At 66.8% G+C, this 15706-nt stretch carries 14 protein-coding genes; 4 read left to right on the forward strand and 10 right to left on the reverse strand.

Going from position 1 to position 15706, the window contains the following annotated elements:
- Positions 1-6 precede the first annotated feature (6 nt).
- Complete coding sequence (locus JGU66_09415; protein ID MBJ6760982.1) at positions 7-1338, reverse strand: NAD(P)/FAD-dependent oxidoreductase; 1332 nt, start codon at positions 1336-1338, stop codon at positions 7-9.
- Positions 1339-1675: 337 nt separating this feature from the next.
- Here JGU66_09415 and recA point away from each other — a divergent pair, with 337 nt between their 5' ends.
- A complete protein-coding gene (gene recA / locus JGU66_09420; protein MBJ6760983.1) occupies positions 1676-2701 on the forward strand; it encodes a recombinase RecA in 1026 nt (341 codons plus the stop codon).
- Here the strand turns inward: recA and JGU66_09425 are convergent.
- From JGU66_09425 to pssA, 5 genes are all read right to left on the reverse strand, one after another.
- Positions 2698-3201, reverse strand: coding sequence for a DUF1285 domain-containing protein (locus tag JGU66_09425; GenBank protein ID MBJ6760984.1), 504 nt, complete (start codon positions 3199-3201; stop codon positions 2698-2700). The genes recA and JGU66_09425 overlap by 4 nt on opposite strands.
- 63 nt (positions 3202-3264) lie before the next feature.
- Complete coding sequence (locus JGU66_09430; GenBank protein MBJ6760985.1) at positions 3265-4689, reverse strand: hypothetical protein; 1425 nt, start codon at positions 4687-4689, stop codon at positions 3265-3267.
- A complete protein-coding gene (locus JGU66_09435; GenBank protein MBJ6760986.1) occupies positions 4686-5951 on the reverse strand; it encodes a CinA family nicotinamide mononucleotide deamidase-related protein in 1266 nt (421 codons plus the stop codon). Before JGU66_09435 ends, JGU66_09430 begins: the two co-directional genes overlap by 4 nt.
- Positions 5952-6528: 577 nt before the next feature.
- Positions 6529-7002 (reverse strand): AAC(3)-I family aminoglycoside N-acetyltransferase, encoded by a 474-nt coding sequence (locus JGU66_09440; protein MBJ6760987.1) that lies wholly within the window; start codon positions 7000-7002, stop codon positions 6529-6531.
- 890 nt (positions 7003-7892) lie between these two features.
- Positions 7893-8738 carry a CDP-diacylglycerol--serine O-phosphatidyltransferase gene (gene pssA / locus JGU66_09445; GenBank protein MBJ6760988.1) on the reverse strand — a complete coding sequence of 282 codons (846 nt, stop codon included), beginning with the start codon at positions 8736-8738 and terminating at the stop codon, positions 7893-7895.
- Between the two features lie 116 nt (positions 8739-8854).
- On the opposite strand from pssA, the gene JGU66_09450 reads away from it, so the two are divergent.
- Positions 8855-9976, forward strand: a complete 1122-nt coding sequence (locus JGU66_09450) for an alpha/beta fold hydrolase (GenBank protein MBJ6760989.1) — start codon at positions 8855-8857, stop codon at positions 9974-9976.
- 130 nt (positions 9977-10106) lie between these two features.
- Here the strand turns inward: JGU66_09450 and JGU66_09455 are convergent, their stop codons facing one another.
- Positions 10107-11642 carry a hypothetical protein gene (locus tag JGU66_09455; GenBank protein ID MBJ6760990.1) on the reverse strand — a complete coding sequence of 512 codons (1536 nt, stop codon included), beginning with the start codon at positions 11640-11642 and terminating at the stop codon, positions 10107-10109.
- A gap of 311 nt (positions 11643-11953) precedes the next feature.
- On the opposite strand from JGU66_09455, the gene JGU66_09460 reads away from it, so the two are divergent.
- A complete protein-coding gene (locus tag JGU66_09460) occupies positions 11954-12223 on the forward strand; it encodes an HU family DNA-binding protein (GenBank protein ID MBJ6760991.1) in 270 nt (89 codons plus the stop codon).
- 31 nt (positions 12224-12254) lie between these two features.
- Here JGU66_09460 and JGU66_09465 read toward each other — a convergent pair whose 3' ends face one another.
- Both JGU66_09465 and ltaE read right to left on the reverse strand, forming a co-directional pair.
- Positions 12255-13280, reverse strand: coding sequence for a M23 family metallopeptidase (locus tag JGU66_09465; protein ID MBJ6760992.1), 1026 nt, complete (start codon positions 13278-13280; stop codon positions 12255-12257).
- A 39-nt stretch (positions 13281-13319) separates the two neighbouring features.
- Entirely contained in the window at positions 13320-14360 is a 1041-nt protein-coding gene (ltaE, locus tag JGU66_09470; protein ID MBJ6760993.1) for a low-specificity L-threonine aldolase, read from the reverse strand.
- Here ltaE and nth point away from each other — a divergent pair.
- On the forward strand, positions 14359-15141 hold the full coding sequence (gene nth, locus JGU66_09475; protein ID MBJ6760994.1) for an endonuclease III: 783 nt from the start codon (positions 14359-14361) through the stop codon (positions 15139-15141). The two genes, ltaE and nth, sit on opposite strands and share 2 nt — an antisense overlap.
- Here the strand turns inward: nth and JGU66_09480 are convergent.
- Positions 15101-15628, reverse strand: a complete 528-nt coding sequence (locus JGU66_09480; GenBank protein ID MBJ6760995.1) for a peptide deformylase — start codon at positions 15626-15628, stop codon at positions 15101-15103. The genes nth and JGU66_09480 overlap by 41 nt on opposite strands.
- Positions 15629-15706: the final 78 nt, after the last annotated feature.

Below are 15706 nucleotides of genomic sequence, written 5' to 3' on the forward strand. Positions count from 1 at the left end.
TCGCTCTCAGCGAGGCGATTGAAGCGGCTCGGACTCGGCTGGGCGTGCGTCGTGTTGCGGCGGTGCAGGAAGTGCCGTTGGATGAAAACTCTCCTCAAGTTTATCCAGACGCGGCACAGCACCCGTGATGATGCGCGCAGAACGGCCAAACGTCAGATACGAATAGGACCAGTTGAGGAGCACCGCCAGCTTGCTGCGGAAGCCGATGAGGAAGGTGATGTGGATGAACAGCCAGGCAAACCACGCGGAGACACCTGCCTGTTTGATGCGACGGAAGGCCACTCCCACGGCCTGTCCGCGACCAATCACCGCGTACGTTCCTCGGTCCCAGTAACGGAACGGCAGCATGGGCTGCCCCTGAACCTGTCGGAGGATGTTGAGCGCAGCATGCTTCCCTTCCTGCATGGCCGCAGGAGCTACGCCGGGGACAGGAGTTCCATCGTCCTGCTTCACGAATGACAAGTCGCCAATGACAAAGACATCCGTTCTCCCGGGCACTGTCAACGCAGGGGACACCAACACCCTTCCGGCGCGATCCAGCGGCGCACGCAGCGAGCGCGCCACGGGTGAGGCAGAAACTCCCGCGGCCCAAAGTACTGTCCGCGCCGGCAGATGCTCCGAGCCAATGAAGACCCCAGTCGCATCGATGCTCGTCACCCGCGCCCCCGTCAGGACCTCCACCCCGAGACGCTCCAATGCCTTGCGCGCGCGAATCGAGAGCGCTTCGGGGTAAGTAGGGAGAACATGGCCCAGACCCTCGATGAGCAGGATTCGCGCTTGGTTCGGATCGATGTTCTGAAATTCGCCAGGCAGTGAGTTGCGACTGATCTCCGCGAGCGCTCCGGCAAGCTCCACGCCCGTAGGTCCCGCGCCAATGATGACGAAAGTCAGCAGCGCTCGCCGAACATCGGGATCGGGCTCTCGCTCGGCCATCTCGAAGGCAAGCAGGACCCGGCGGCGGATCTCGACTGCGTCCTCAATGGTCTTCAGGCCCATGGCGTGTCGCGCCCACTCGTCATGGCCGAAGTAGGAATGCGTTGCACCCGTGGCCACGACCAGAAAGTCGTAGCCCAGCTCTCCGTCCGCGAGCAGCAGCCGCTTGTGCTCCAGGTCGACCCCGGTTGCCTCCGCCAGCAGCACCTGGATGTGATGCCGACCCAAGATGCTTCGTAGAGGGGCTGCAATTTCGCTGGGGCTCAGCGTCGCCGTGGCCACCTGGTAGAGCAAGGGTTGGAAGAGGTGGTGGTTGTGTCGATCCACCAGGGTCACCCGAACCGGGGCCTTACGCAGCTGCCGGGCTGCATAGAGGCCACCGAACCCTCCACCGAGGATGACCACGTGCGGCAGGTCTGCGCGGTTCTTGGTCACGAGTGGAAAGGTTGGGCAGCGCTCCTCGAATTTCAAATGCAGGAAGCCCCGACTGGCATGGAACCGATTGTGCGCACGGCGCCTCGGTCCCTTGCCCTCCTGGAGAACAGGCGTCCTCGCGAGGCGGAGTCACTCCAGTTGGTCGGACTCTCTGAGTCACTCTGGACGCTTGACGAGACAGCCTCCGAGGGCGCGCAGCGGCATGGCCATTGCTCGATGGGGCCAGCGACGCGTGACCGGCTCAACCTCGACACTTCCGGGAGCGCATCGAACATCACCCATCAAGGCGGCGAGGGAGTCGGACTCAATGAGCAAGCTGACGGAGAAGCTGAAGGCAGTGGCGGCCGCGGTGGCGGCGATCGAGAAGCAGTTTGGCCGAGGGGCTGTGATGCCTCTGGGGGCCGAGGCAATGGTCCAGAAGGTCGCGGTGATTCCCACGGGCTCCGTGGGGTTGGATCGAGCACTCGGGGTGGGGGGATACCCTCGAGGCCGCGTCGTGGAGTTGTTTGGGCATGAGTCCTCCGGAAAGACCACGCTGACCCTTCATGCCATTGCCCAGGTCCAGGCCGCTGGCGGTGTCGCGGCGTTCATTGATGCAGAGCATGCGCTGGACGTGACCTATGCGCGCAAGCTGGGCGTTCGCGTGGAAGAGCTGCTGGTCTCTCAACCCGATACGGGGGAACAGGCGCTCGAGATCACCGAGCACCTCGTTCGCTCCGGCGCCGTGGACCTCATCATCGTGGACTCGGTCGCGGCCTTGGTTCCTCGCGCAGAGATTGAAGGCGAGATGGGAGACGCTCACATGGGCGTGCAAGCACGATTGATGAGCCAAGCGCTCCGCAAGCTCACGGGGGCAGTCAGCCGCTCCGGCACCTGCATCATCTTCATCAATCAGATTCGAATGAAGATTGGTGTGATGTTTGGGAATCCCGAAACCACGACGGGTGGAAACGCACTGAAGTTCTATTCCTCGGTGCGCATGGAGATCCGCCGCACCGGCAGCCTCAAGGAGGGCGACTCCGTCGTCGGCTCCAGGGCCCGGGTGAAGGTCGTGAAGAACAAGGTCGCTCCACCGTTCCAGGAAGCAGAGTTCGATGTGCTGTATGGCTCAGGCATCCATCGTCCCGCCGAAGTCCTCGACATGGCAGTCGCCAGCGGACAGGTGGAGAAGTCCGGCAGCCACTTCAGCCTCCGCGGGGAGCGAATCGGGCAGGGGCGCGAGCGAGCCATCGAGTGGCTGCGCGAACATCCCGAGACCTTGGAGTCGCTCGCCCGTGAGCTGGTGGGCGCCGTCGCCCTCCCCTGCCCGCCTGTCTCGGCCGAGGCCGCCTAACCTTGGACGGCTGCCAACGACATGGGGACGGGCACCCGACGCTGCCCCGCGCACAAGAGCAACGCGCCCTCCGGCCCCTCTTCGAGGAGCTGGCCCAGTTGGTACTGCGCGTCGCGCGAGAAGCGGGCCTTGGCCCGTCCCTGCTTCACTCGGCAGCCCAGAACCCCGTCCGACTCGACATGCAGGGTCGCGACATCGAGGGCCTCGGCCGTACGGTCACTCAGCCGGATGGAGACGACGTCCGACGGAGACACATCCACGGTCCGGACTTCGTAGGCCGAGTCCTCCACCTGGACGTAGCACCAGTCATTCCCAATGCGGAGCTGGTAGCGCCCTTGCTCGTCCAAGACGAGCGACGCATTGAACAACTCGACAATGCGCGGGTGGAGGATGGACTCGTCGTCGTGCCACCAGCGCAAGGTGGAATCGAGGCGGATTCCACTGTCCTCGCGGGTGTGCCAACGCTTGCCTGGGGGCGGCGGACCACTGGGGGGTTCCATGACCTTCCTTATCTGCTCCCGCGAACGGGACGGAGCAACTTCTCGTGGCCTGGAGGTCCCGCCCTACCAGTTCCGGACGAGTTCCGTGTAGCCACGAAAGGCTACCGCCCCCCAGAAGTTCACCAGCATGCCCAGTACGACCACTCCCAGGACTGCTCGGTTGCGCAGCGACCATCCGCCCAGCGCGAACAGCACGAGCAGATACGGCGTGTAGTCCAGGCTGAATCGGAAGCCGAACTGCATGTAACCGGTGTTCTGGTAGAACAGGCCCGGAAGTGCGCACACCGCCACGGTCAGCCACATGGGCCAATGCAGGCGCGGTCGCTCCTTGGGAATCAACAGGAAGACAATCAGCGGCAAGGTCAGCAGGAGCGTCAGCCCATATGGGTCATACGCAAGGCGCAGCGGCTCCCAGGAGATCCGCGGGAGATTGAGGAACGCCGCCTGAAGGTTGCGTGCCAGATAGACGACGTTGAACAGCCCCCAACGATCGATGTCTGCGTTGACTCGATTGTTGAAGAGGAACGCGTGTCCGAACTCCCCCGGACGCCCGAAGCGATAGACATTGTAGGCGGCAGCGAGCAGGCCCAGGGGCGCAGCTCCCGCCGCGAAGAGTCCCAGCTTCCGCGCCCCGGCCCTCCAGTTCACACCAAGCGCCTTGAGCTGAGCGAGGCGATCAGGCCCAGGACACAGTGCCTCGAGGACGAAGAAGAGCCCCGCGAACAACAGCGGGGTCCGCGTGAGCACCGCCATCGAGAAGAACAGGCCCGCAAGCACAGGGCGACGTGCCTGAACCGCATTGCGCACATAGAGACAGGTCCAGGCCACCCCCATGACCTCGGCACTGAACCAGACTTCGCCCCGGATGGCGCAATAGAAGAACAGCGTTCCGAACGCGAGGATGAGCGACAACGCGATGTTGTCATTACGGTCGCGCGAGGTCTCCCCTTCCTTCGCCAGGAAGCGCAGCAGCGAATAGAAGAGCGCCACCGCCAGTGCACCAACGAAGACTCCAAAGCTCGTGTCGTTGAACTGGTACCCGTGCAAGGCAACAAACGGCAGCATCACCACGGCGGGGAACGAGGGGAAGCTGACGAACCAGCGATCCTCCGCGAGGGGCCTGCCTTCACAGCGCACCTTCGCGCCATTCACCTGACGCACGCAGGCCCAGTCCTCCAAGTTGGGCAAGACCTGCGGGTCCACATCCAGACGCCCCTCCAACCACGACTGCGCCTGGTAGATGAAGTGAGGCGCCGCGCTCTGCCTGAGAAACCGCTGCGAGCTGAAACTGGCGAGCACCGCGAACGACACAAGGAAGAGGACGACCTCGACACGGTATGCGCCGAGCCAGATGCGAACGGCCGAGGTGCCGACCGACCGCGGCGTGGGCTCGGCCGACGACAACGGGGCAACAGGCGACTCCGCAGAGGGGGGAACCGCGGGCTCGGCCCCGGACGGGCCATTCTGTTTGGATTTGGAGCGACTCATGGGGTGGCAGACGCGGTCAGCAGGTGCCGCCGCAACATTTCCAGAGAGTGAGAGGCAGCAAAGAGGCGCACACGCTCGCGATCGCCATGAATGAAGATGCGCTCATATCGCGCCGGCACCCCGGGCCCGGCCATCCCGCAATACACCGTCCCGACCGGGTCTTCTTGGGTTCCACCGCCCGGCCCCGCATACCCTGTCACCGACAGGCCATACGTGGCTCCAGTCACAGCGCGAACACCCTCGGCCATCGCCAGAGCCGTCTCCGACGACACGGCGGAGTGCCGCTCGAGGACCTCGGCGGGAACGCCCACCCAGGCGGACTTCATCTTTTCCGAGTACACGACAGCCCCCCCCAGGAAGACGTTACTTGCCCCTGGGACGCTCGTGAGCTGCTGCGCGATGAGTCCGCCAGTGCAGCTCTCCGCCACGGCCAGGGTCGCGCCGACTTGCGCCAACATCCGCACGAGCACCGCGGCGTACTCATCGCCGTCCACGCCGAAGACATGCGCCCCGAGCACGTGTCGAGATGCGGCCTCCGCGGCATCCAGCGCAGCATCCGCCTCGCGCTGCGAAGCGCCCTCCGACATCAGCTTCAGATGGTTCTCTGGTGCGTGTGTGCGGAACCCGAAGACGACGTGGGGATGCCGTGGTGCCAGCGGCATCACGGTCTGATCCAGCATCGACTCAGACAGGGAGACCGTGCGCAACAAGCGGAAGGCTCGGAAGGTGCGCCCCGGAGCGGATTCCAAGGCCGCGCGGAGTCGAGGGAGGATTTCGCCATCAACGAGCGCTCGATACTCGCGAGGAACACCGGGGAGAAAGAAGAACTCGCAGTTCCGGATGCGCAGGTGGACCAGGGGTGCCGAGCCCACGGGATTCTGGATGGCCTGAGCCCCCTCGGGAATCCGCGCCATCCGCAGGGCACTCGGATTCAAGGGCACTCCTCGTGCCGCGAATCGCTCCTCCAACCACCGGACGACCTGGGGCTCGTTCTTCAGCGGTACTCCCGCCGCCTCTGCCGCGCACTCCAAGGTGAAGTCATCTGCAGTGGGGCCCAATCCGCCAGAGACGATGACGACGTCCGCCCGGTCGGCGGCCTCCACCAATCGATCCCGGATGTCCGACCGCACGTCGCCCACCAACACAACTCGCCCCACCTTCACGCCCAGGTCGAAGAGCCGGGCCTCCAGGTAGCTGCTGTTCGTGTCCGTGACGAGGCCAGTGACCAGTTCGTCACCTGTGCACAGAAGTTCGACGCGCATGGGTGGGACATCCTACCGGCTGCACAGGCCCAGAGCACGGACGACGCGTCCCCTTCACTCCGCCGAGCAAGCACTCGCCTGGAGTGTCCCTGCGCCATCGAGCGCGCTCCCCTCTCTTTGCTGGCGCGGGGCCGTTGGGTTCCCCTCTGTGTCCCAATGGGAGGGGGCCCGATTACTGGGCGATTCATCCCATCGCTCAGCGCAGTTCCTCCATGGGCGTTGGGGATGGGCCATTGGTCGAGGATGCGCGCCTCGCCCTCCGGGAAAGCACCACGGGGCTTTCTCTGCGTGCCCAAGCGCTGGGTCCGTGCAGTTGGGTCCTTCGGTCAGCCGCGCGCCACACGCCAGGCCCCTTTGTTGTCGAGGACCTGCCCGTCGTCCTTTGAGCAGGCAGCCCAACGGACTCTTTTCAGCATCATTCCTGCGGGTTCTTCAGCGATTGACGCTGCTCACAACTCCACACCGAACGTCTTCGCGACCTCGTGGAACCCGCCGAGCCACGGTGCGGAACCCAGCTGGCGCATCTTTGCCAGTACGAACTCTGGCAGTGAGGACTTGGGGTCCGGCGACCCGAACGCTAACGAGTCCGCGTCTCCACCGGGATGTCGAAGTGCAACACATCTTCTCGCGTGCCGAGGCTCGTGTAGAGCGCAATGGCCGGTTCGTCTCCGTGGTCGGCCTGGACGAACACGACATAGGCCCCTCGCTCGGCACCGAGTTGCTGGAGTTCTCGAATCAACGCTGTCGCAATGCCTCGGCGACGATGCGATGACGCCACTGCGAGGTCGTAGATGTAGATTTCGCTGCGCTCTTGCTCGAACTTCCGCAGTTCGTATGCCGCCAGCCCACCCACGACCGTCCCCTCGTCCATCGCCACGAGGGCAATGAATGAGTCTCCCGAGAGCAAGCGCCCAAAGTAGTCGGCACTCGGACGCGCTCGGCCATACGTCTCGACGTCTTCAAAGGCCTCGCCGAATACGGCCAGCATGCCGTGCATCAGCTCGACATCGGACGGGGCCAGGCGTTTGAGCATCAAAGGGGGCGTCTCCATTCGCCGAATCTACTTCGCAACTCCGCGGCACCACCAGAAGCGTGAGGCCTTGCGGTGGATACGGTCTTCCGCGCCTCGCCGCCACGCCATCCTGGGCCGCCTGTGTTTGATTGATTCAGCGAACAGCGCGCTGTGCGCCCATCGGCATCACGCCTTGCCGAGACCGATGCCCACTTCGACCAATGGGTCGGGCCTCATGCTTGGGAGCGAACCGCCCTCTTCATTCTCACAACGTCGACCTGCTTGCCCTCGCGTCAGGATCCAACCGAGTCGTTCTTGGTGCGTGTGTTCAAGTCGCCCCAACACAGCAGTCGAGAATCCTCGGTGGACCTGCACCTCATGGATGAGACACGGATACTCGAGCGGCCACCACGATTGCGTTTGAGTGAGAGTCACCGGCCTTGCTGATGCGGCCTGCGACTTCAGCTCGGCACTCCGCTCGTCCTCGACGGAGCTGACTTGGCCGAGGACGGCGTGCGGCGCCTGTGGCGACAGAGCGCATCGATGACTTCTTGCATCCACCGCAGCTCTTCGGCTTCGCGCGTTGCGACGCCCCGTGAGCTTCACGCTGTACGCCGGCGAGGACTACCGGCAACCCCTGGCCTTCGGGGAATCGAGTGCAGCATGAGCCGCAAGTGCACCTGCTGGGACAACACCTTGACCGAGAGACTCTTCAGCACCTTGAGGCTGTGGCTCGTCCACGCTGCGGACTGCGCGACAGGGCCTCGCCACGCTCTTCGAGGACATCGAGAGCCTCTGCTGCCGTCGGCGCCGTCGCTCCCCGCTGGGCGACGTGAGCCCCGGAGGGTATGCGCGGCTCGACCCATCGGCAGCGCTGGCTACAGGGCCACGCTGTCCACGGAGCTGGAACAAGCGCTGGGCCTTGGACTTCAGAGGTAAGCCGGGCCGTCGCTTCCGGGACCTTCGTCCTCGTCTTCGTCATCGTCGATGACCGCTGCGACGGCTGCGGCACCGCCTCCGACCTTGCGCGCCACCAGCCGATTGCCCACCTGCGCCGCCGACTCCACCAACCCCAGGAGCAAGTACACGAAGCTGTAGGCGACGAGGACCCACGCGGGATGGAACTGCCTCGCAATCACTCCGCCCGCGACCGCCATCACCCCACAGACCAGGGCCGTCTTCCTCGACGGCCGAGCGTCCTTGAACGTTCGATAGCGCACCGTCGACACCATCAACAGCGACAGCGCAACCACCGCCACCGCCACCGGCACCCGCGCGCCCACCGTCAAGGGCTCCCCCGCCGCCGCCACATGATGCGAGATGATCAACGACACCAGCACGCCCGCCGCCAACGGGATGGGCAACCCCACGAAGTAGCCGCCCCCACCCCCATGCGGATCGCGCTGCGCCAACACGTTGAAGCGCGCCAGACGCATCGCCCCACACGCCGCGAACGCGAAGGAGATGAACAGCCCCAGGAACCCCATCGGCGCAAGCGCCCACTTGTACACAAGCAGGGCAGGCGCCGCCCCGAACGAGGTCACATCCGCCAGGCTGTCGAGTTGCATCCCGAAGTCGCTCTGCGTCTTCGTCAGTCGCGCCACTCGACCATCGAACCCGTCGAAGAACATCGCGAAGAAGATGGCCAGCGCCGACTGGTAGAACTGCACCGGACCCGCCTCGCCCGTGCACAGGGTGATGGCGTAGAACCCACAGAAGATCGACGTGACGGTAAACAGGTTCGGGAGCACGAACATCAGTTTCCGCAGCTTCATCGTTCCCTCGACTTCCCCTGATGGCCGTGAGTCCCGGCGACAGAAACGGCGAGGGAACGGACCTTAGCAGGGTTTTATTCGCTGCGTCGTCCGACCCGAGTCGGTAAGGAGACGAAATGGGCGCCGTGCGGTGGGCCATGTGGGGGCTGGTCGCGGTGCTGGCCCTGGTGCTGTGGAACGTCGCCTGGGTGGCGCTCGTCAGGCGCTGGTACCGACTCCGAACACCTCCCCCGCAGACCTTGCGGGCTCGCTGCGCGGACGGGTGGGAGCTGGCCGTCCATGTCCGCCGCGCCCCCGTTCGGCGCTTCCAGGAACCCGTCCTCCTGTGCCACGGGCTGGCCGCCAATCGATTCACGTTCGACTTCGAGCCTCCCTACTCCGTCGCCCACGCCCTCACCGAGGCCGGCTTCGATTGCTTCAGCGTCGAGTGGCGCGGCACCGGCCACTCTCGGCGCCCTCCGCCTGGCCGGCGCTACACCGACTTCTCCATCGATGATCACGTCCTCCAAGATGCCCCCGCGCTCCTCGCGCTCGCGTTGAAGGAGACCGGTGCCACGCGCGCATTCTGGTTGGGGCACTCGCTTGGCGGACTCGTGGGCTACGCGGTGGCGCAGGGCCCCGTGGCCGCTCAGCTCGCGGGACTCCTCGTGCTCGGCTCACCGGTGCACTTCAAGTCCGAGCCCTTCCTCCGCACCCTCATCTCCCTGGGCGTCCGTGCGGCCTGGCCCGGTCAGCTTCGCCAAGAATGGATGAGCGCCAGCCTCGCGCCCTTCCTCGGATACGTCACCCTGCCCCTGTCGGATCTCGTCGTGAACCCGAAGCACATCCCGCCGCGGATCCAACGACAGGTCTACGCCAACATGATGTCGTCGATGAGCCGCAAGGTCCTGCTCCAGTTCCAGGATTGGATCGAGCACGACGCGTTCCGCTCGTATGACCGGCGCGTGGACTGGCGCGAGGGCATCTCTCGGCTCCAGCTCCCTGTGCTCGTCATGGGTGGCAGCGCGGACCGACTCGCCACCTCGCAGAACGTCGAGGCCCAGTACGCGCTCCTCACCACTCCCGACAAGTCCCTCCACGTCTTTGGTCGCGACCATGGCGACCAGCAAGACTATGGGCACGGAGACCTCATCTTCGGTCAGGGCGCCCCCACCGAGGTGTACCCCGTCATCCGGGAGTGGTTGGAGCGACATGCCACTCCGCTGGCCATCGATGCGGCCTCGGGTCAGAGCGCGTAACGCGATCACCTTCGACGCGATGACTCCCCCTTGACGCATCCTCTGTGTGGAGGAGAGCGAATGAGTGCACAGGGGCATGGCGCTCCGTGTGCCCTGTTCGAGTGGGCCTGAGCGAACGGGACTGTTCCGTTCAGGGTCGAGGACTCGTGGTCGGCTCGCTGGGTCGCGTTTCCAGGCACAGGACCTGCGTCTTCTCCAGATTCGGCGCGCGGACCCGACCGAGGATCACCTTCGTTCCGCTCTCGCACTCCGCCCAGAGGAAGGGCTCCGTGGGCTCCTCCACTCGCAGCCCATCGACCGACAACACGCCCCCGTTCATGGCCGCCAGCGCGTGTCCCTTTCCGCTCACTGAAATTCCATTCGCCTCCAGGTGAGCCTCGGTGTCCACGCTGAGCCCCGCCTGCGTGCACCCTCGAAGCGCGGCGTCACGGAGCAACACCCGCGCGGCCTGCGCCGCCCACACGCACGCTCCCTCCACATCGCGCACTTCGAGCCCCGCGACGTCCGCGGCCACCTCTCGCAGGTGCAGCCCTTCTCCCGTGTCTCCAGTCGCCGAGCGGACTCGCGTCACAGCGCCATCCCGAAGTCGCAGCGAGCCTCGCACCGCCACGAGCCCGTATTCCGCGGCACCGTCCACCCGCAGCCCACGAATCGTCACCTTCGAGTCCGTGAGCTGCACGCCCCCCAGGGTCCCACTCGCCTGGACCACCACGCCTTCCATCAGGACGTCCGACCCGGACACGCCGAGGCCGGCGCGCTCCGCTCGCACCGAAGTGAAGTCTCGCACCGCGACCTTCGCGTGCATCGACGTGAGGCCGTATTCATGTCCGAGCACTCGAACCCGACTGAGCGACATGCTCCCTTCGACGACGCTGAACGCTGGGCCGCGCCCTCCCTCCGCCACTGCGTTCACCAACTCGACCCACCCGCCGTCCTGCCCTACCGCAGTCTGGGTTCCGTCGAAGTGAACGTCCTGCAGTCTCGCTCGGCCTCCACCTCGCACTCGCACCGCGCGCCGATAGGGCCCCACGAACTCCGTCTCTCGCACGTCCAATCGAGGTTCACTTCGGGAGCCCTCCCGGGCCTCGACGTGAATCCCCACGGCGCTCGTTCCTCGAGGGTCCCTCACCTGGGCCTCGGCGTGCGGCCCGGTGGACTGCGCCCCTTGGGCCTCGAAGTGGCTCCGTTCCACCCACAGCGTTCCTGCCGTCAGGTGGATCGCCCCGTTCGACTGGCCGCTGAAGCGCGCTCCCTTCAGTCGCACCTCGGAGTCCGTGTCCAGGACGAGTCCCCACTGTCCACCTTGGAACGCCAGGCCCGATAGCTCGGCGCGTCCCTCCAGGCGGAGCACCGCCTCGGCTCCGGCTTCGGCCCACACCACCGTGTCCTGGCCCGCGCCGATGAGCCGCGCCCCGTCAGGCACCCGGAACGGGCCGACGTACCGCCCCGGCGCCAGGTGCACCCGGGGACGGCCCGGCCGCGCCAGGGCCTCGGCCAGCGAGCGCAGGGGGTGCTCCCGCGAGCCGTCGCCGGATTCCCGCCCCGCCACGTCCACCCACACCGCCCCTCGCTCGCCAACCTCCGCCAGCGGGCCCGGGCTCGCGGACACCGGCCCTCGGCAGGCCGTCAGCACGAGGGGCACGTAAACGAAGAACCACCGGGACATGGGGCCGCAGTCTACCCGACGGGGCGTCCACCCACGCGATCAGACCCACCCGCCAAGTGATCGATTTTCCAAAGACATTCATCCCAACGCGATCATTCCCAAACCATTTCCAGCCAGTCCGGGGTGCGCCGGTGTGTCAAAAGATGCGATCAGACTCCTGTCTACGCTTTGTGTTTCAAGCGGCCAAATTTTCGTCCAGAGGCCGATTTTCCGGCTCGGGAGCGCCTGCTGCATTGACAGTCGAAAGCGCGATTTGTTACCTCCGCTTTCCGCTCGTTCAACGCCAGACAACGCACAGACGGAGGGGCGTAATGACCAAGGCAGAGCTCGTGGAGGTGGTGGCAGCGCAGACGCGGCTGACCAAGAAGTCGGCAGCCGAGATTCTCGACATCGTCTTCACCAATATCGGCAAGGCGGTGAAGAAGGACTCGCGCTTCAGCTACCCCGGGTTCGGCACCTGGTCCATGCGCTCTCGCAAGGCCCGGAAGATCCGCAACCCGCAGACGAATGAGATGATGAAGCTCAAGGCGTCGAAGACCATCGGCTTCCGGCCGGCGAAGGAACTGAAGAACTCGCTCTAAGAAGCGGCCGTGCGTGTGGCGGATGTGCTCATCAGGGGCGCTGACCCGAGGTCGTCGGGTGGCGCCCCTGATGCGTTGCGGGCCACGCACTTCCACCATGCGCCACGGGCTCCGAGCCCGCCGCATCCGGAGTCCCCAGCGCGTCCAGCGGATCCATGGACTCGCCGCCGTGCCACAGCTCGAAGTGCAAGTGCACTCCCGTGGCCAGCCCGGTGTCCCCCGCGAGGCCGAGCGCGTCCCCTCGCTCGACGACCTCGCCGGGCTGCACCAGCACCTGGGACATGTGGCTGTAGCGCGTCACCCACGGCCCCGCGTGCTGCACCTCCACCTGCAAGCCGTGGTCGCCGTTCCAGCCCGCGCGCAGCACCACACCCTTGGCCGCGGTGTAGATGGCCTGTCCCGGCCGCGCGGCCAGGTCCACGCCCAGGTGGCGCCGACGCTCGTTGATGATGGGGTGCCAGCGCTCTCCGTAGAGGCTGGTGACCGTCACCGGCTCCACGGGCCAGACGAGCGTGGGCGGGCCTCCCACGGGCTCGGGCGGGTGCTCCAGGCGCCGCAGCTCGGCCATGCGCACCGCGAGCCCTCCCACGCGCAGCACGACCCCTTCCGCCAGGGCCGAGGACATGTCGCCGTACAGCCGCGCGTCCTGCTCCAGCTCGGCCTCCAGCACGCTGCGCGCTCGCGCGACGTCTCGTGAGTCCGTGCGCTCCACCGGACGCGCGAGGAACGCGTCCAGCGCGGCGTTCATCCGCTCCCAGTTCCGGGCCTCGTCCGCGGGCATCGCGCTCCCCCGCTTCACCTGCTTGCGGAGCGCCTTCGCCTGCTCGGCGAAGTCCGTCAGCGTGCGCTGAAGCTCCAGCGCGGGCTCGGGCGCGAGGAGGAGGGAACGCCCGCTTCCGGACAGCGCGTTCGTTCGCTCCCGAGCCTCGGGCATGGCCGTCGCGTCATCGGGCCGGCCACGCGCGGTGGCATACAGCTCGTCGAAGCTCATCTTCTCGGCGCGCGGCGTGGCGCACGCGGAGAGGAGCATCAGGGAGAGGACGGCAGGTCGGCGCACGACGGCAGAAGCCTACCATGCCGTCGCGGGCACTCACGTTTACGGCCGGAGTGCACCGTCCTCCACCGCGCTTCGCACGCGCGCCACCGCGTCGTCGATGTCCGCCCCGGACACATCCAGGTGGCAGACGAAGCGCACCGCGCTCGCCCCCATCCCGTTGGCGAGCACCCCGCGCGCGGCGAGCACGCGAGCCATCTCGGACGCGGGCTTCGAGAACTCGGCGAAGACCATGTTGGTCTCCACGAGCGTCAGGTCCACGCGCACCCCGGGAATCCTCGCGAGCCCCTCCGCCAATCGGCGCGCGTTCGCGTGGTCCTCCGCGAGCCGCGCGACGTGGTTCTCCAGGGCGTAGAGGGCAGCGGCCGCCAGGATGCCCGCCTGCCGCATGCCACCGCCCAAGCGCTTGCGCAGCCGCCGCGCCTCGCGAATGACGTCCGCCCGGCCCGCGAGCGCGGAGCCCACCGGCGCCCCGAGGCCCTTGGAGAAGCACACCGACGTCGTGTCCGTGAGCTTCGCCCAGGCCGAGGCAGGCACGCCCAGCGCCACCTCCGCGTTGAACAGCCGCGCGCCATCCAGGTGCACCGCGAGGCCTGCGGCTCGGCCCGCCTGCACCACCGCGCGGAAGCGCTCCACGGGCCACACCGTGCCGCCGCCTCGGTTGTGCGTGTTCTCCAGCGAGAGCAGGCGCGTGCGCGGGTTGTGGATGTTGTCCTCGTGGACCGCCGCCTTCACTTGCTCGGGCGACAGGAGGCCGCGCTCTCCCGGGATGGGCCCGGGCTGCACGCCCCACAGGGCCGGAACGGCGCCGCCTTCGTACTGGATGATGTGGCTGCCCGCCTCGGTGAGCACCTCATCGCCCGCGCGGCAGTGCGCGCCGATGGCGATCTGATTCGCCTGCGTGCCCGAAGGGACGAAGACCGCCGCCTCCAGCCCCAGGCGCTCGGCCACGCGCTCCTCCAGCCGGTTCACGGTCGGGTCCTCGCCATAGACGTCATCGCCCACGTCCGCTTCGGCGATGAGGCGACGCATGGCGGGGGTGGGCTTCGTGACGGTGTCGGAGCGGAAGTCGATGGGCTTCATGGTTCTCCAGGGGCTGCGTCCAGGGCTTGGGCGCGCAGCAGGGGTGACATACAACGGCGGCGTGGCTCGGCGAGAAACGGCGGCGGAGAAGCGGCAGCGTGCGGTGACGGTCCTGGACAGGCTGGAGGCGGCCATGCCGGACGCCCGCATCGAGTTGGACTACCGCACCCCTCTGGAACTCCTGGTCGCCGTGGTTCTTTCCGCCCAGTGCACGGACAAGCGCGTGAACATGGTTACGCCCGCGCTCTTCCAGCGATTCCCGGACGCCGCCGCCTACGCGCGCGCGGAGCCCTCGGACGTGGAGCCCTTCATCCGCACGTGCGGGCTGTATCGCGCCAAGGCGAAGAACATCGTCGCCGCGGCCCGCGTGCTGGTGGAGGAGCACGGCGGACAGGTGCCGCTCGTGCGCGAGGTGCTGGAGAAGCTGCCGGGCGTGGGGCGGAAGACGGCGGGCGTCGTGTGCATCCACCTGGGCGGAGACCTGGCCTTCCCGGTGGACACGCATGTGAAGCGGCTCGCCTACCGGCTCGGCTTCACGACCCGCGAGGATCCGGACCAGGTCGAAGCGGACATGCAGGCCCTCGTGCCTCGTGAACGGTGGACGCTCGGGCACCAGCTGCTGGTGTGGCACGGGCGGCGCACCTGCTTCGCGCGCTCACCCGATTGCGAGCATTGCCCGGTGGCGGACCTGTGCCCGAAGCGCGGCGTGAGCACCGCGAAGGCCGAGCCCGCCCCGAAAGCTAAGCCGACGACGCGGCGTCCTCCGCGCGCGAAGTCTTGAGCCGCTTCATCTTCCTGCGGATGATCTCCCGCTTCAGCGTGGAGAGGTGGTCCACGTAGACGGTGCCATCCAGGTGGTCCGTCTCGTGCTGCACCGCGATGGCGAGCAGCCCATCGCACTGGAGCGTCTGCTCCTGGCCTTCCGCGTCGAGGAAGGTGACGGTGACGATGGCGGCGCGGTCCACGTCCTCGGCCTCGCCTGGGATGGACAGACAGCCCTCGGTGTACGTGGTCTCGCCCTCGGTCGCGATGATGCGCGGGTTGATCATCGCGAGGGGCTTGGACTCCGGCTGGCGGGGCGAGGCGTCGATGACGACGATGCGCTGGAGCACGCCCACCTGCGGGGCGGCGAGGCCCACGCCGTCGGCGGCATACATCGTCTCGAACATGTCCTTCACCAGGGCGCGGACGGAGTCGTCCACCTTCGCCACGGGCTTGGCCTTCTGCTTCAGGATGGGGTCAGGCCAGATGAGGATGTCTCGGACCATGGCCGCCGTCTTAACTCCGCCGCGCGGGACGGGCAACCATCGGCGCCCGCTCCGTCCCCTTCCAGGCGCGGGGCCGTC

This window comes from Myxococcaceae bacterium JPH2 (assembly GCA_016458225.1).
Taxonomy (GTDB): domain Bacteria; phylum Myxococcota; class Myxococcia; order Myxococcales; family Myxococcaceae; genus Citreicoccus.

Bases quoted from the DNA above. Each gene is read 5' to 3' on its own strand.
- recA (MBJ6760983.1), top strand. From the start codon at position 1,676: ATGAGCAAGCTGACGGAGAAGCTGAAGGCAGTGGCGGCCGCGGTGGCG.
- JGU66_09425 (MBJ6760984.1), bottom strand. From the start codon at position 3,201: ATGGAACCCCCCAGTGGTCCGCCGCCCCCAGGCAAGCGTTGGCACACC.
- JGU66_09430 (MBJ6760985.1), bottom strand. From the start codon at position 4,689: ATGAGTCGCTCCAAATCCAAACAGAATGGCCCGTCCGGGGCCGAGCCC.
- JGU66_09435 (MBJ6760986.1), bottom strand. From the start codon at position 5,951: ATGCGCGTCGAACTTCTGTGCACAGGTGACGAACTGGTCACTGGCCTC.
- JGU66_09440 (MBJ6760987.1), bottom strand. From the start codon at position 7,002: ATGGAGACGCCCCCTTTGATGCTCAAACGCCTGGCCCCGTCCGATGTC.
- pssA (MBJ6760988.1), bottom strand. From the start codon at position 8,738: ATGAAGCTGCGGAAACTGATGTTCGTGCTCCCGAACCTGTTTACCGTC.
- JGU66_09450 (MBJ6760989.1), top strand. From the start codon at position 8,855: ATGGGCGCCGTGCGGTGGGCCATGTGGGGGCTGGTCGCGGTGCTGGCC.
- JGU66_09455 (MBJ6760990.1), bottom strand. From the start codon at position 11,642: ATGTCCCGGTGGTTCTTCGTTTACGTGCCCCTCGTGCTGACGGCCTGC.
- JGU66_09460 (MBJ6760991.1), top strand. From the start codon at position 11,954: ATGACCAAGGCAGAGCTCGTGGAGGTGGTGGCAGCGCAGACGCGGCTG.
- nth (MBJ6760994.1), top strand. From the start codon at position 14,359: ATGGTTCTCCAGGGGCTGCGTCCAGGGCTTGGGCGCGCAGCAGGGGTG.
- ltaE (MBJ6760993.1), bottom strand. From the start codon at position 14,360: ATGAAGCCCATCGACTTCCGCTCCGACACCGTCACGAAGCCCACCCCC.
- JGU66_09480 (MBJ6760995.1), bottom strand. From the start codon at position 15,628: ATGGTCCGAGACATCCTCATCTGGCCTGACCCCATCCTGAAGCAGAAG.